12 protein-coding genes are annotated in these 16,077 nt (G+C 38.9%); all 12 read right to left on the bottom strand.

Annotated elements, in window-relative coordinates; genetic code table 11:
* Nucleotides 1-34: 34 nt before the first annotated feature.
* The 12 genes from lgt to uvrA all read right to left on the bottom strand — a co-directional run bounded on the left by lgt (nt 35) and on the right by uvrA (nt 15,960).
* A complete protein-coding gene (lgt, locus tag HXT24_RS04815) occupies nt 35-970 on the bottom strand; it encodes a prolipoprotein diacylglyceryl transferase (RefSeq protein ID WP_410314143.1) in 936 nt (311 codons plus the stop codon).
* An 89-nt stretch (nt 971-1,059) separates the two neighbouring features.
* Nucleotides 1,060-2,100, bottom strand: a complete 1,041-nt coding sequence (locus HXT24_RS04810) for a phosphatidate cytidylyltransferase (RefSeq protein WP_410312492.1) — start codon at nt 2,098-2,100, stop codon at nt 1,060-1,062.
* Nucleotides 2,101-2,134: 34 nt separating this feature from the next.
* Complete coding sequence (gene frr / locus HXT24_RS04805; RefSeq protein WP_004111654.1) at nt 2,135-2,689, bottom strand: ribosome recycling factor; 555 nt, start codon at nt 2,687-2,689, stop codon at nt 2,135-2,137.
* Between the two features lie 99 nt (nt 2,690-2,788).
* Complete coding sequence (gene pyrH / locus HXT24_RS04800) at nt 2,789-3,538, bottom strand: UMP kinase (protein WP_004111656.1); 750 nt, start codon at nt 3,536-3,538, stop codon at nt 2,789-2,791.
* Between the two features lie 176 nt (nt 3,539-3,714).
* On the bottom strand, nt 3,715-4,566 hold the full coding sequence (tsf, locus tag HXT24_RS04795; RefSeq protein ID WP_004111658.1) for a translation elongation factor Ts: 852 nt from the start codon (nt 4,564-4,566) through the stop codon (nt 3,715-3,717).
* Nucleotides 4,567-4,595: 29 nt separating this feature from the next.
* Nucleotides 4,596-5,396, bottom strand: coding sequence for a 30S ribosomal protein S2 (gene rpsB / locus HXT24_RS04790; RefSeq protein ID WP_004111661.1), 801 nt, complete (start codon nt 5,394-5,396; stop codon nt 4,596-4,598).
* 266 nt (nt 5,397-5,662) lie between these two features.
* Nucleotides 5,663-6,151: a peptide deformylase gene (def, locus tag HXT24_RS04785; RefSeq protein ID WP_116692084.1), complete on the bottom strand. Its 489-nt coding sequence runs from the start codon at nt 6,149-6,151 to the stop codon at nt 5,663-5,665.
* A gap of 127 nt (nt 6,152-6,278) precedes the next feature.
* Nucleotides 6,279-8,339, bottom strand: coding sequence for an AMP-dependent synthetase/ligase (locus HXT24_RS04780; protein WP_422119259.1), 2,061 nt, complete (start codon nt 8,337-8,339; stop codon nt 6,279-6,281).
* 211 nt (nt 8,340-8,550) lie between these two features.
* On the bottom strand, nt 8,551-9,132 hold the full coding sequence (locus HXT24_RS04775) for a hypothetical protein (protein ID WP_116692086.1): 582 nt from the start codon (nt 9,130-9,132) through the stop codon (nt 8,551-8,553).
* A gap of 306 nt (nt 9,133-9,438) precedes the next feature.
* Nucleotides 9,439-10,569 carry a GuaB3 family IMP dehydrogenase-related protein gene (locus tag HXT24_RS04770; protein ID WP_004115105.1) on the bottom strand — a complete coding sequence of 377 codons (1,131 nt, stop codon included), beginning with the start codon at nt 10,567-10,569 and terminating at the stop codon, nt 9,439-9,441.
* An 88-nt stretch (nt 10,570-10,657) separates the two neighbouring features.
* The gene (gene uvrC, locus HXT24_RS04765; protein WP_422119258.1) at nt 10,658-12,889 is read right to left on the bottom strand and encodes an excinuclease ABC subunit UvrC; all 2,232 of its coding nucleotides are present in this window, start codon (nt 12,887-12,889) and stop codon (nt 10,658-10,660) included.
* 47 nt (nt 12,890-12,936) lie between these two features.
* Nucleotides 12,937-15,960: an excinuclease ABC subunit UvrA gene (uvrA, locus tag HXT24_RS04760; RefSeq protein ID WP_422119257.1), complete on the bottom strand. Its 3,024-nt coding sequence runs from the start codon at nt 15,958-15,960 to the stop codon at nt 12,937-12,939.
* Nucleotides 15,961-16,077 lie beyond the last annotated feature (117 nt).

Here is a 16,077-nt window from a genome sequence, read left to right as displayed (position 1 = left end):
GAAAAACAAAATAACTATATTATTTAAGAATATTTTAGGATAATCTTTTTGTTTTAATATTTGAATTAGATTGAGATTCACGCTCACGTTCATCTGCAGTTATATCAATAAGACGATTCACAAGATCTGTTCGTGACTTGTGGGTATTTTGCAAAATCATAAAAACAATAATTGAAATAATAAATATAACTATAGAAACCCATACGTTAATTCTTACTCCAAGAAAAGTATGTGAAAAATCAATCCTTAAAGACTCAATCCACATTCTTCCTGCCGTATACCACATTACGTAAAGAACAAACTCAGATCCAGATTTAAGTTTTCTCTTAAGAACTTTGCCGAAAGAAATAAGCAAGGCTGCGCCTGCAAAATTCCAAATCATTTCATATAAGAAAGTAGGGTGAAACAGAGTACCCTCTGGGCATGTGAGACCATCGTAGCAACTTTCACTGTGTCCTATAGCATTTGCAGCAGAATAATTAAGTTTTAGGCCCCATGGCAAAGTAGTTGGAGCACCATAAAGTTCTTGGTTAAACCAATTACCTAACCGCCCTATACCTTGTGCAATAAGCAAGCTAGGTGCAGCTGCATCTGCAAGCAAGCTTATTGGATATTTTTTATAGGCACACAGTGCGCTTGCAGCAATAGATCCTAGGATTACTCCTCCCCAGATTCCTAAGCCACCATTCCAAATTCTAAACATCTCCAACAAATCTCCCTTAGGTCCAAAGAACTTTTCGGGAGTGGTAATAACATGATAAAGACGTGCTCCAACTATTCCTGACGGAAGACTAACCAGTGCAACATCTAATATCTGATTAAAATCTCCGCCTTCTCGTTTCCATCTACGAGTGGTAATCCACATTGCAACAAGTGCACCAGCAAGAATTGATAAAGCATAAAATCTTAACGTGATAGGTCCTAATGTAATCTGAGAAATACTAGGACTAGGAATAGAACAAATCGTCATAAATCCTCATGTTAGTAGAAAACCATGACGGTTACTTGTAATGTTTTATGACAAAACAAACGATTAATATCTAAAATATTACCTATAAATTAGAATCCTACAACCTTAATCAACGCCATAAGAACAGGCGCACAAAGCAAAATAGAATCCACTCTATCTAAAACGCCACCGTGACCTTTAAGCAAATGCCCCATATCCTTAATACCAATATCCCTTTTAAGCATTGAAGCACATAAATCACCAAAGGTACCAACCATGCCTGATGCAACACCCATTATTGCTGGCATCCACCAGAATTTTATCCAAGAAGATCCATAGAAGCCAGATATGATAGCGTAAGCACCTATCAAAGCAAAAAGCATTGACCCTAAAAGACCCTCTATTGATTTCTTAGGAGAAATACGAGGAGAGAGCTTATGCTTACCAAGCCACGCACCAGCAAACAAACCACCAGTGTCACTTAAAGCTGGTAGAAACACAAGCAGCATCGCATGCGCTATAGCATACTTAGTATTTGTTAAAGACAAAACAATGCATGAGGCAAGCAAAGGAATATACAATACAACAAACAATGAGACTGCCGTATTAGTGAAAGTATTTGCCTTTGCACTTTTAGATGACGTAGGATGCTGGAGCTTTTTTTCTACAGCGCGTAAAGTCCTTTGCGAAACAGTGCTATTCAATGTAGCAAAAACAACAGTTAAAAGCAATGATGCTGTTATGCCACTAGCCATAGCAACAGCATGCCATCTTGCATAAAAAGCAGAAAGAATAGTGATTACAGAACAAACAGACAATACCAGAAATGGGATCCTGAAACCTGCCGTAGCAAAATCTACATGCAACTCCCACAACGCGAGAACCATAAAAATGGTTAAAAGAATAACAAAAGTATCGATGCTAATTACAAGACAAGCAACAATCACAGCAACCAATAAAATCGCAGTCGCTATAGCCTGAGGCATATTTCTGCCAGTACGCCGATTTATATCGTCTAAAGTATCATGGGTGCCGTTAATGGTCTTTTCATGTGAAGAATCAGATTTTGCCGACTTATTATTACCGACTAAATTGTTATTAGTTAACAAATCAGCTTTGTTAGACAATTCTCCAAGATTTTCTTGATTCATACGACACCCATTCAGCCTAAAAGTTTCTGAAGAATCAGACCTCCATTATTTCCTTCTGCTTGCCATCAAGCAAAGCATCTAAGGAATCAGTTACTTGCTTCGTAACTTTATCAAGCTCTTTTTGTAAACGCTCTCCTTCATCTTCGCCGATTTCACCATCTTTTACAGATTTATCAATATTCTCCTTGGTTTTACGGCGAATATTTCGAACAGCAACCTTACCTTCTTCAGCTTTTGTCTTAGCAAGTTTTACGTATTCCTTACGACGATCCTCTGTAAGCTCTGGCATTGTAACACGAATTACATTTCCATCTCTATTAGGGCTTACTCCTAAATCTGAATCGCGAATAGCCTTTTCTACAGCATTAGCTTGCGAAGCATCAAAAGGAGTTACAGAAAGAGTGCGAGGCTCTGGAACACCAATAGAAGCAACAGCCTTAATAGGTGTTGGAGCACCATAATAGTCAACCATAATGCCATTAAGAAGAGCAGGATTAGCACGTCCAGTTCTAATACCCATGAAGTTCTCTTTAGTAGCTTCCACAGACTTGTTCATCTGTTCAAGAGCCTGATCGATAATCGCTGGCATGTATTCTCCTTTATCGGTATGTGCCAATTTTAAAATCTATTTAACTATTTATTCATGTTTATTAAATTTTAAATATTCAAATTATGAATATTTGCATATTTAAGCAAATGTAGGTTCAGCATCCGAAACTAAAGTTCCGATTTCTTCACCAACCAGTGCTCTAGTGACGTTTCCTTCACCCTCTAATCCGAATACGCGAATCTTCTGCTTGTTATCTCTAGCCATAGATAGTGCAGAAGCATCCATAACAGCAAGACCATCGACAAGAGCACGTTGATAATTTAACGTTACAAATTTCTTCGCGTTCTTATCTTTCCGTGGATCAGCGCTATAAACGCCATCTACACCATTCTTGCCCATCAAAACCTCATCGCAATGTATTTCCAAAGATCGCTGAATAGATACAGTGTCGGTTGAAAAATATGGCATTCCAGCACCAGCACCAAAAATAACTACACGACCCTTTTCAAGGTGTCGAATTGCCTTAAGTGGAATATAAGGTTCTGCAACTTGACCCATTGTTATAGCAGTTTGCACACGTGTTGCCTGCCCTGCTTGTTCAAGAAAATCTTGTAGAGCCAAGCAATTCATAACAGTACCAAGCATACCCATATAGTCACCACGGCTACGATCAATTCCAGCCTGCTGAAGCTCTGCTCCGCGGAAGAAGTTTCCGCCGCCAACAACAATTGCAACTTGCACGCCTTCATGCACTGCTTTTACAATTTCTCCAGCAATTCTACGAATAACATGAGTATCAATACCAACGGCTCCACCGCCAAATGCTTCTCCCGAGAGCTTCAATAAAACTCTACGAGACTTGCTTTCCCCCGCTTGTGCGATAGTCATAAAACTTTCCTCCAGTCATAACGGCGAACGCAAGCATATCTTTGCCATGATATCTTTCAATGACGACACAGCAAAACACGATTTTATAATGTATAAATTAAAAGAATGGGCTTGCATGACTTATCACGCAAACCCATTCTTGTTTTATGAATTTTTAATAAGCTTTCGCTTAAAAATTACTCAGCAGAGCCTTTGCCAACCTCAACACGAGCGAAAGCCAAAGCAGTGCCACCAACTTCCTTGAACAAATCTCCAATAGTCTTGGAAGGATCCTTGACATAAGACTGCTCAAGAAGAACGGTTTCCTTGAAGAAGGCATTCAAACGACCTTCAACAATCTTTGGAACAATCTTCTCTGGCTTGCCTTCAGCTAAAGACTTTTCTGTAGCAACGCGACGCTCAGACTCCAACACATCTGCTGGAACATCTTCGCGGCGAAGCCACTGAGCGCCCATAGCGGAAATCTGCAAAGCAGCTTCGTGAGCAACCTTAGCGCCTGCTTCGTCGGTAGCAATCATAGAAACAATGCTTGGAGGTAATTCAACGGACTTCTTGTGAGCATAAACCTCAACGTGAGGACCGCTAATCTTGGCAATCTGACCAACCTTAACGTGCTCACCAAACAAAGCTGCTGCTTCTTCTACTTCTTCCTTAACCGTAGCATCTCCAGCCTTAGCTGCAAGAAGCTCTTCTGCACTAGAAGCGTCAGCTTCAATAGCATTGCTTAACACGGTTTCAGAGAATTCAACGAACTTTGGAGTCTTAGCAACAAAGTCGGTTTCGGAATTCAATTCAACTGCATAGCCAGTTTCACCTTCTGCAGTTTTAACAACCTTAGAAGCAACGGTTCCTTCCTGAGCCTTGCGACCTTCACGCTTGCCAGCGGCCTGAATGCCCTTAGCACGGATAATTTCCTTAGCGCGAGCTACATCGCCTTCGGCTTCGGTAAGAGCCTTCTTAACGTCCATCATGCCAGCGCCAGTTTCTTCGCGCACCTGCTTAATCAACGCTGCAGTAATTGCTGCCATTTTGTTCTCCTCATTAACCGCCAACAGACTTATTCAGCCTTGGCTTCGTCTTCAGACTGTTCAGTTTCCTTAGTGAGTAGTTCCTTTTCCCATGCTGCCATTGGCTGAGCGTCAGAACCTTCGGACTTTGCGCCCTTTCCAGCACGTTCAAGCAAACCTTCTGCAACAGCGTCAGCCATCAAGCTAGTAAGAAGCTCGACACCACGAATTGCATCATCATTTGCTGGAATAGGATATTCAACAGAGTCTGGATCAGTGTTGGTGTCAACGATTGCCACAACTGGAATACCAAGCTTGTGAGCTTCTTCAACGGCCAAAGCTTCCTTGTTAATATCAACAACAAACATTGCCGAAGGAGTACGGTTCATGTTGCGAATACCGCCGAGCTGCTTGGAAAGCTTGTCCTTTTCGCGTTCAAGAAGCAAAAGCTCCTTCTTAGTCAAACCAGATCCACGAACATCAGTGAAGTCCATTTCCTCAAGTTCCTTGAGACGCTTTACGCGAGTGGAAACAGTCTGGAAGTTCGTCAGCATACCGCCGAGCCAGCGCTCGCTCACGTAAGGCATGTTCACACGAGTAGCCTGATTTTGCACAGCCTCTTGAGCCTGCTTCTTGGTACCCACGAACAAAACAGTACCGTTATGAGCAACAGTCTGCTTAATGAAGTCATAAGCCTTGTCGATCATGTCGAGCGACTTGAACAAATTGATGATATGAATACCATTGCGCTGGGTTAGAATAAATTGCTTCATCTTTGGATTCCAGCGACGAGTCTGATGTCCGAAGTGCAAACCTGCCTTCAGCATTTCACTCATGGTAATCTGTGCCATATCTATATACCTTTCTTGTCGGTTCTTGCCTGGCCATGCCTGTTCGCATGCAACTTGGCTAATGTCTAAATCCAAGCCGACCGACACGAACGGACGCGTACATGGCGCGTATTCGCGTATCCGAGTAGACAATAAAAAACGAGCAATCGTATGACGCGACAATATTCATGCTCAATGGACACGCAGAGAATGATTATATCAGACGCTTAATACTAAATAAATAATACAAACTAATACTATAGCTGTTGCTAGTTCTTATTTAGATATTATTTAGATAATCCATTACGAAGTTGGCGCAAAGCTTGTTTTCTAACATCTTTCTCTAAACGATCCAAATAAACGTGTCCATCTAAATGATCACACTCATGCTGAATCATACGAGCCATTAACCCCTTGCCCTCTAGAACAATAGTTTTACCGTCTAAATCAATGCCTTTAGCCCTAGCATAATCTGCCCTGCGAGTCTTATACCATAATCTTGGAACGGACAAGCAACCTTCATCCCCATATTGTTCACCACTCAATTCTTCAATAACAGGATTGAGAATATAGCCAATATGACCTTCAATATTGTATGAAAACGCTCTAAGGCTAATACCTATTTGATTTGCACTAAGACCTGCTCTACCTGGATCGTTTACAGTCTCTAATAAATCTTCTACGAGACTTCTAACTGCTGGAGTAATCTCACGAATTGGATCACATGGTGTTCGAAGAACAGGATCTGGAACAATGCGAATCTGTCTAATAGTCACAGTACTTCCTTAAAAATTCTAAAAGGCTAATTAAAAATGCAATGCAATTATACAAGACTTAGTGTAATTAAAATTGCAATTTTAATCAGCCTATTTAACGTTTTATAGCTAATTTAGTTTCGAATAACTATTCTTTGTCGTTAGAATTATTATTCTTCTCAGCATATTCAGTATGCTGATCTTTTACATTAACCTGTGTAGGCAAATCCTCACCAAAACGTTTCAGATGAGTAGCAGCCTGATCGATTGCTTGCTTAACTTTAGGAGTAACCGCTTCTTGAGCCTGTTTAACAGTTTCTTGCGCTTGCTTAACAGTCTCAGTTGTCTTATCTAAAATCTTAACTGTAGCAGGTAATGGTCTACTGTTTGGTTTTGGAGCATAAAGCTGATTCTCTATAAGATCACAATACCTCTTCAAAACCTTAGGACGCACAACTTTCATGCTTGGAGTCAAAGTGCCAGCTTCTTGTGAAAATTCTTCATCCAAAATAATAAATTTACGAATAGACTCAGCCCTAGAAACAGTGCTATTTGCCTGATCAATAAACTGTTGTACAACAGAACGAATAGCATCGTTTTCCGCAACAGCACTCATAGGAAGATTTTCATCCATTCCTTGACTCTTAAGCCAAGAACGAACCATATCTGGCTCAACCTCAATCAAAGCGGAAACAAATGGCTTACCGTCTCCTACAACTACTGCGTGAGATACGAGAGGACACTTAGAGATAATACTTTCCAAAGGCGCTGGACTTATATTTTTTCCACCAGCAGTGATAATAATATCTTTCTTTCTACCAGTAATAGACAAGAATCCTTCATCGTCGATCTCGCCTAAATCTCCAGAATGGAGCCATCCATCTTCGTCAATAACATCCGAAGTAAGATCTGGCTTATCATAATATCCGATAAAAACGTTAGGACCTTTTACAAGGACTTCTCCATCATCTGCAATACGGATAGTAATTCCAGGACCAGGGCGACCCACAGAACCAACTTGATTAGCATGCTCAAAATTAACAACACAAGGAGCTGCTGTTTCGGTCATTCCATAACCTTGAATAAAGGTTATTCCATCCAACCCGTTAAAGAAATGAGCAAGCTCAGCATTTATTGGAGCTCCGCCACAAGCTAGCCATGATAAATTAGGTCCCAAAGCAGATCGTATGGAAGATCCAACAGTTTTCATATAAAAGTCATGCTGAAGTTTTGCATAAATTGAGTGTGTTCTACCTTCAACTTCATCTTTAGACCACTCAATAAAATGTTGTACAGCCTTTGCAAAAATCCTACCGCGTATACCTGCTCCAGCTTTTTGAGACGCAGCATTATAAACCTTTTCAAACACTCTTGGGACTCCAAGCAAATATGTAGGTTTAAAACTACGCAAATCTGCTAATAAATGCTTTGCATTTGGCACATATCCAATAACGCCGTGAGAACCTATTGCCACATACTGTATGTATCTGGCAAAGCAATGAGCTAACGGAAGGAATAGCAATAGTCTACTTGGCTTATAAAGCATATCATTTAAAACGTCATAAGCTGCATACACAATATGCGTAAAATTCCTATTGGAAAGCATTGCACCCTTTGGTTTTCCAGTTGAACCAGAGGTGTATACGATAGTCGCTAAATCATCAGCTTTTACTTGACATATGCTGTTATTAAGTTCGTCATCGCTGATTGATTTTCCAAAATCAATCACTGCGTCTATTCCAGCAGCTTTAAAGTTAAAAATAGTCTTTAAAGACATACGCTTATTGTCTTGGCGAACTCGCTCTAAGCATTGCGCATGTTCATCATCACCTGCAAAAGCTATCACAGGCTTTACTTCAGAAATAATTTCAGCAGCTTGGATTGCTGAATCTGTTTCATAAATCGGAATGCTTACAGCACCAATGCAAGCGCAAGCAAAATCCGCAACGCCCCACTCATAACAGGTTGGGGAATAAATAACAACTTTGCTTCCTCGTTCAACGCCAAGAGCAATCAACCCCTTAGCTGTTGCACGAACTTTTAATAGCATTTCAGATGCAGTAACATCATGCCATTGACGAGTATCATCGTCTTGCCATTGGGCTATTACGCCTTGTGGATCTCGCATTGCCCTATTGGCAAGCAGTGAATAAATTGTGTCACCGTCATTTGTTGGGTGAATGACCTCTACAGCAAATTCTCGCAGCATAGTCTTAATTGTACGGTATATCTAACACGACACAAACGAAAGTCGTACAAAAAAATCAACCTAAAATTGGTGGTTTTTACAAATAAACTCTTCTGGTTAGATAATTAGAAGCAAACTAATAATGATTACCTAAACCAGAAGAGTCATATTTTTGTATTTAACTATTATTTAATTGACAATGGAATTTAAAGGCTAGTATATTTCCTACCAATCATCCCAAGTCAACTAATGTACATATCCAACTCCCGTTTTGAGATTTAAATGCCAAAGACGCACAATAATTTAAGCTTCCAATAGAAAATAAAACAACTGCCTCAAAACGAGTTGGACTAATTAGCATTCCATTTATCATTCTTGGCATAGTCGGTTTGCAACGTAGTTGCCAACTTGTATATTCATCGTGTTTGTCTGAGAAACATTGAGATATTAGATACCACATGTTTTCAAGCTTAAAAATACATTCTTTGCTAAGAACCTTACGCATTTGTGACGATATCGGTCTTCCTCTAGAAATGTCACTAGCAATACATGCTACTTTGCACGCTATTAAAGCGAGGTCTAAGTACAATTCCTCATCTGCCGAATTATTAAAGCATGATGATACATGATATGTTGCCATAAAATGCGAAGAACCCACTGGGAATGAACCTTCGTATACTGGCAATGGCTTGCGATCATTCCACTTGAACGTAGGATGATCATCATTTGCAGCAAAGTCGTTTTTTACAACTTCCCAGAATGCATCATTTTCGTCATAGTTATCGCTGACTATGGTACCAAGAGTATTATTCATTTTCCTGCTCTTTCCCGTTAAAATTTGTTACTTATCCCATTTTCTATTTTTAAATTCCTTATTTTATTTTTTTGTATTTTTAATTTAAAACCAATGTCTAGCAAAGGTTTAAATAAAGCATACAACTTATTTCAAAAATTCAAAGTATTATTTCTAAGTGTGCATAAATAAAATTAAATCCTCGATTTTTGTTGAAAAATCAAGGATTATTTAGTGTTAAGTTATGCACATTATAGTTTTTACTTCCTTGTGAACTTAAATTTTTAGTTTTAAGCTCACAAGGAAGTAAACAAATAGTATTAAAAATTACCGAACATCCTGATGGAATGGGTTAAATACAACACTACAACGCTGGAAACTCTTAACATCAACATACCCAGTGGATGCCATTGTGCGCCTTAACGCACCAACATAATTTGTTTTTCCGTCTGCCATATGACTTGGACCAAACAAGATATTCTCCAGCGGAGCAACAGTTCCAACATTCGTACGCATTCCGCGTGGCAAAGATGGATGGCGAGCTTCTGCTCCCCAATGCATTCCGCGTCCTGGAGCCTCGGTTGCTCGTGCTAAAGGAGTTCCAAGCATAACTGCATCTGCTCCCATAGCCAAAGCCTTAATAAAGTTGCCAGATGTTCCCATTCCGCCATCTGCAATAATTTGAACATACCTTCCGCCAGATTCATCCATATAGTCGCGACGAGCTTCGGCAACATCTGAGATTGCAGTTGCCATAGGAGCTTGAACACCAAGAGTATTCATAGTTGCAGAAACTGCACCTCCACCGAAACCTACGAGAATTCCAGCTGCACCAGTTCTCATTAAATGCAAAGCTGAAGTGTAATCAGCACAGCCTCCCACAATAACTGGAACATCAAGATCATAAATAAATTTCTTTAGATTAAGTGGTTCATGATCTTTAGAAACATGTTCTGCACTAACAGCTGTTCCACGGATAACAAAAAGATCTACTCCAGCTTCTAACACAGTAGAATAGAATTCCTGAGTGCGCTGAGGAGAAAGAGCACCTGCAACAGTAACTCCAGAATCACGAATAGTGCGCAAACGTTTAACAATAAGTTCAGGCTTAATTGGTTCAGAATAAATTTCTTGTATACGCTTCGTAGCAATTTCGTTTGGAAGCTCCGAAATTTCCTTTAGAAGTGGTTCTGGATCCTCGTAACGAGTCCATAAACCTTCCAAATCAAGTACACCCAAGGCGCCCATCTGACCCATTGCAATAGCCGTATCTGGGCTAGTAACAGAATCCATTGGCGCAGCAATCACTGGTACGTCAAAACTATAAGCATCGACTTGCCAGGACGTAGAAACAGCCTGCGGGTCGCGAGAACGACGAGAAGGTAGTATAGCAATATCGTCAAGTGAGTAAGCAACTCGGGCTTTTTTGCCCAATCCTATTTCAATTTCCTGAGACATACTTACAAGGCTAGTGTCTTATCATGACGAATCAACATGCCGAAAATTATTTAACTAATTTATAAGATAATTCTATTGAATATCAGTGTTACTTATGCAATGATTCGTAAATAGATTTAGCTTTAGCTTGACCGATGCCAGAAACCTTTTGTAAATCGTCAACACTCGCATCTTTTAATTTCTTAACACTACCAAATACGGAAAGAAGACGTTTTTTGTAAAACTCTCCAATACCAGGAATCGAGTCTAGTGACGAATTTAACATGGCTCTTCTTCGTTTCTGCCTATGATAAGTTATAGCAAAACGATGCGATTCATCTCTAGCTCTCTGTAGCAAATATAATCCTTGGGAGCTTCGTTTAAGAATAATTGGGTATTCATTATTAGGAAGCCAAACTTCTTCAAGCTTTTTAGCCAAACCGCATACGACTATGTTTTTTATTCCACAATCTATCATAGCTTTTTGTGCTGCTCTGGCTTGTTCTCTACCCCCGTCAACAACTATAAGATTAGGCGTATAAGCGAATTTTTTATATTTTGATTTTTCAAGATTTTCTCCGTAATCATCATCTACATCGCCACTACTTGTGTGCTTAAAACGCCTAGAAATAGTTTCATACAATGCGCTCAAATCATCAAGTTTTCCGTTGCCATCAGACCCTTTTATGGAGAATCTTCTGTACTCGCTAGGTTTAGCAATACCATCTTCAAATACAACCATTGATGCAACCTGATATTCTCCATTTACCGTATTGGAAATATCATAACATTCAATACGCAAAGGAGATTCGCTCATTCCAAGAGCTTCAGCCACCTCGTTCATGGCGCTACTTCTTGCATCTAAACTGCTGATTCTGCTGGACTTCAGTCTCATTAATGATTGTTTAGCATTATCATTTGCTTGATTCATAAGATTTCGTTTATCGCCACGTTCAGGAACCTTAATGCTAACTTTAGACCCACGCAATTTGCTTAACCAATTTTCCAAATTTTCACATTGATTCTGTGATATTTCAAAAGGAATGATTATTTCTCTAGGGATTGGGGTAATTGGATCTAGTAAATCTCCCCTTCCTGTTGATTCTTGCCTTTTTTTACGCTCTTTTGTTGTTTTTGCACGATACGCTGAGTCAATATATTTACTCTTGGTATTCTCCAAGTCAATCTGCAATGCATTTCTTGATTGCTCTATTTTCAAAGAGTCTTCATATTGCAAATTATTATTTGATTCATATTCTGAATAAACTCGCATAAGCAAATTCGCTATTATATCTGCATCGCTAATATCCTCGCTTCTTTCAACCTGCCAATTTTTCTCTCCTCGCAATAAGCCTTCGCGAACAAAGAATGCGTGAACGCATGCCTCTAGAGAATCTCCACTAAAACCAAAAACATCAGCTTCAACATTCTCGTCAAAAACAACAGAATTTTGTTGCATAACAGTTTTAAAAATGTTTATTTTATCTCTTATTTTTGCAGCATTCTCAAAATCAAGATTATCGCTAGATTCTTTCATTTCTCTTGTTAAATCGTTAATGTAAGAATCACCTATAGAACCAGTTAGTACACCAACTAATTGTTCAACATTATTTCTGTGAGTTTTACGATCCACTTTTGCAATGCAAGGTGCAGAGCATTTTCCAATGGCTGCAAGAAGACAAGGTCTACCAGTTTTATGAGCTTTGACAAAAACGGATTGTCTACACGTTCTTACAGGAAAAGTCTTAAGCAAAGAATCTAGACTGTGCCTTAGCTGCCACACTTTTGCATATGGACCAAAGTATCTAGTTGATTTAGAATTCCTATTTCTTGTGATCCAGACTCTTGGAAAATCATCATTCACAGATACAGCAAGATAAGGATATGTTTTATCATCTTTAAAAACAACATTAAAACGTGGATTAAACTCCTTAATCCACGTGTATTCTAGTGTTAAAGCTTCAAGCTCAGTGTTTACAACGGTCCATTCTAGACTTCGAGCTGTTAAAACCATCGACTGAGTTCTAGGATGAAGCTGATTTAACGGTTGAAAATAATTAGACAACCTATTTCTTAAACTTTTTGCTTTTCCAACGTATATTACTTTCCCCTTATCATCTCTCCACTTGTATACTCCAGGTTGATTTGGAATATCGGAAGTTTTTGGTCTAAATAAGTCTCTCGTGTCACCTAAAAGTGATGCTCCAAAATTATTTTTAACTGAATTGTTCAAAATGTCAGTAGTGCTTATATCACAATTAGACAGATGAGTTTTTTTCCATTTGCCTTGACTGCTTATAGCATCTTCTTTGATATCTATGTTATTATTCACAATTTCCATTATGTTTTCACCTCCTTTCATAAAAATACTATTTAATAATATTTCATTTAAGATTTGAGCATATGCTTTAAGAATTTGCCCGTCCAACTTTTTGTCGATTTTGCAACTTCTTCTGGAGTGCCAGTGATTACTATTTCGCCGCCTTTGTCTCCTCCCTCTGGTCCTAAATCAATAATCCAATCCGCGCATTTTACAACATCAAGATTGTGCTCAATAACTATTACAGTATTGCCTTTATCTACCAAAGATTGAAGAACGCCTAAAAGTTTACGAACATCTTCAAAGTGCAATCCAGTTGTAGGCTCATCAAGAATATAAACAGTTTTGCCAGTTGAACGTTTTTGCAACTCTGTAGCAAGCTTTACTCTTTGTGATTCTCCACCAGATAATGTTGGAGCACTTTGACCAAGTTTGATATATCCAAGACCAACTTGTACAAGAGTATCCAAATATCTTGAAATAGATGGATATGCTTTAAAGAATACAGCAGCTTCAGAAATTGGCATATTCAGCACGTCTGAAACAGTTTTACCGTTATACGTTACGTCTAGAGTATCTCTGTTGTACCTTTTCCCATGACATTCTTCACATTGTACGTATACATCTGGCAAAAAATTCATCTCGATTTTAAGCGTTCCGTCTCCGCTGCAAGCTTCGCATCTTCCGCCTTTTACGTTAAACGAGAATCTTCCAGGACCATAACCTCTAACTTTTGCTTCTGGTGTTTGAGCAAAAAGTGTACGTATTTTGTCCCAGACACCAGTGTAAGTCGCAGGGTTTGATCTTGGCGTTCTGCCAATAGGGTTTTGGTCTACGTGAACAACCTTGTCACAATTTTCAATACCATCAACTCGTTTATGAAGTCCTGGAACAATGCGAGCGCCGTTTAGCTTATCTGCTAAAACTGGGTAGAGTATCGAGTTTATAAGACTAGATTTTCCAGATCCAGATACTCCTGTTATGCAAGTAAATATGCCTAAAGGTATTTCTACATCTATATTTTTAAGGTTGTGTTCTTTTGCTCCAACAATAGTTAGTAAACGATTTTTGTTTATTTTTCGACGATTTTTAGGAACTTCTATGCATTTTCTTTTTGCAATATAGTCTCCTGTAATTGAACGTTTTGCATCTTTTATGTGATTTGCTGGTCCGCAATATACTACTTCTCCACCGTTTTCTCCAGCTTCGGGTCCAATATCTACTAACCAGTCGGATTGCCGAATTGTATCTTCATCATGTTCAACAACTATAAGAGTGTTACCTAAGTCGCGAAGATTGTGCAATGTTGATATGAGTTTCTCATTGTCTCTTTGATGTAATCCTATTGAAGGCTCGTCAAGAACGTACATGACTCCAACTAGTCCAGATCCAATTTGAGTCGCCAATCTTATTCTTTGTGCCTCTCCACCTGAAAGTGTTTTTGCGGCTCTAGAAAGAGTTAAATAATTTAAGCCAACATCATTTAAGAATCCTAATCTTGCCTTGATTTCTTTTACAATTTCTTTAGCAATTATCTTGCTTGATCCTTCTAGTTTTAAAGAATTAATCCATTCAAGACTTTTTTCTATTGGCATATCACATATGTCTGCAATTGAGTATGAGTTTATTGTTACTGCTAAAACTTCTGGACGCAGTCGTTTACCGTTACATGTTAAGCATGGAACTTCTCGCATGTACGACTCGTAGTATTGGCGCATTTGATCTGAGTCTGTTTCATCATGCTTGCGCATAAGAGTGCGCACTACACCTTCGAATCCTGTTGAATATTCTCTCTGCCTACCCCATCGATTTTTATAAGATACTTTTACTTCGAAATCATGCCCATAAAGTATTGAATTTTGCGTGTCTTTCGACAATTCACACCATGGTGTATTCATACTAAAACCAAGTTCAACACTTAGCCCTTGTAGCACATGCCTATAATATTCTCCTGCAGCTTTATTTAGTGCCCAAGGTTCTATCGCGCCTTCGTTAAGTGATTTTTCTGTATTTGGAACAACAAGAGCAGGGTCAATCTCTAGATTGTAACCGATTCCAGAGCAATCGGGGCACGCCCCATAAGGAGCGTTGAATGAGAATGTTCTAGGCTCTATTTCTGATAAATTAAGCTGGTGATTGTTAGGACAAGCTCTGTGCTCAGAAAAATTTCGGCGTCTGCATTTAGAATCAGCAGCTTCATCTACAAAATCAGCTATAACAATTCCTTTAGAAAGTTTTAAAGCCGTTTCTATAGAATCAGTCAAACGAGTACGTATGCCATCTTTTATAATTAACCTATCTATTACAACTTCGATTGTGTGTTTCTTTTGTTTTTCTAAAGTAATATCTTCAGAAAGCTCGCGCATTTGCCCATCTACAAGCGCTCTCGAATAGCCGTCTAATCTAAGAAGAGTAATTGTATCTTTGAATTCGCCCTTTCTGCCGTTAACAACAGGTGCTAATATTTGCAATCTTGTTCTTTCTGGTAAAGAAAGTATAGAATTAGCCATTTGTTGTGGTGTTTGAGCACTGACAAGTTCGCCACATTTAGGGCAATGAGGAATTCCAACTCTAGCAAAAAGAAGCCTTAAATAATCATAAACTTCTGTGATTGTTCCAACAGTAGAACGAGGGTTACGATTAGTAGTTTTTTGGTCAATAGATACAGCTGGGCTTAATCCCTCAATAAAATCTACATCTGGTTTATCCATTCTTCCAAGGAATTGCCTGGCATACGCGCTTAAGGATTCCACATAACGCCTTTGACCTTCTGCAAAAAGAGTGTCGAAAGCAAGAGAAGATTTACCAGATCCTGACAATCCAGTAAAAACAATCATACGATTTCTAGGCAATTGTAAACTAACATTTTTTAAATTGTGCTCTCTAGCTCCTTGTATGGTTATCTTTAAATCTGAAGGAACAGAAGACAAATCATATACTAAATTGTCATTGTCTTTTACAGGCTGAGCAGAATCGAGCATAGATTGCAAGATGTCAGCTTTTTTAGTACATTCACGGTTTTTGTTATCTAAAATTGCATCTTGGGATAAAGGTAATTGCATGTTTTGCGAAGAATCTGATTTGCTTTGCATTCTGCCTCCCTAAGAGCTATTTTAAGAATCAAGACTTTGCACCAAACCCATTCTTGATTGAGCATTAATTATACAATACGATTAATTATAGAACACTTGTTCGAAGTAGATAATTTT

Source organism: Gardnerella sp. DNF00354, assembly GCF_049262755.1.
Taxonomy (GTDB): Bacteria; Actinomycetota; Actinomycetes; order Actinomycetales; family Bifidobacteriaceae; genus Bifidobacterium; species Bifidobacterium vaginale.
This window is presented reverse-complemented; position numbering and strand designations above follow the sequence as displayed.

What these genes read in the sequence shown, in the direction of transcription:
- lgt (WP_410314143.1), bottom strand. Translation starts at nt 970, where the DNA reads ATGACGATTTGTTCTATTCCTAGTCCTAGTATTTCTCAGATTACATTA.
- HXT24_RS04810 (WP_410312492.1), bottom strand. Translation starts at nt 2,100, where the DNA reads ATGAATCAAGAAAATCTTGGAGAATTGTCTAACAAAGCTGATTTGTTA.
- frr (WP_004111654.1), bottom strand. Translation starts at nt 2,689, where the DNA reads ATGCCAGCGATTATCGATCAGGCTCTTGAACAGATGAACAAGTCTGTG.
- pyrH (WP_004111656.1), bottom strand. Translation starts at nt 3,538, where the DNA reads ATGACTATCGCACAAGCGGGGGAAAGCAAGTCTCGTAGAGTTTTATTG.
- tsf (WP_004111658.1), bottom strand. Translation starts at nt 4,566, where the DNA reads ATGGCAGCAATTACTGCAGCGTTGATTAAGCAGGTGCGCGAAGAAACT.
- rpsB (WP_004111661.1), bottom strand. Translation starts at nt 5,396, where the DNA reads ATGGCACAGATTACCATGAGTGAAATGCTGAAGGCAGGTTTGCACTTC.
- HXT24_RS04780 (WP_422119259.1), bottom strand. Translation starts at nt 8,339, where the DNA reads ATGCTGCGAGAATTTGCTGTAGAGGTCATTCACCCAACAAATGACGGT.
- HXT24_RS04775 (WP_116692086.1), bottom strand. Translation starts at nt 9,132, where the DNA reads ATGAATAATACTCTTGGTACCATAGTCAGCGATAACTATGACGAAAAT.
- HXT24_RS04770 (WP_004115105.1), bottom strand. Translation starts at nt 10,569, where the DNA reads ATGTCTCAGGAAATTGAAATAGGATTGGGCAAAAAAGCCCGAGTTGCT.
- uvrC (WP_422119258.1), bottom strand. Translation starts at nt 12,889, where the DNA reads ATGGAAATTGTGAATAATAACATAGATATCAAAGAAGATGCTATAAGC.
- uvrA (WP_422119257.1), bottom strand. Translation starts at nt 15,960, where the DNA reads ATGCAAAGCAAATCAGATTCTTCGCAAAACATGCAATTACCTTTATCC.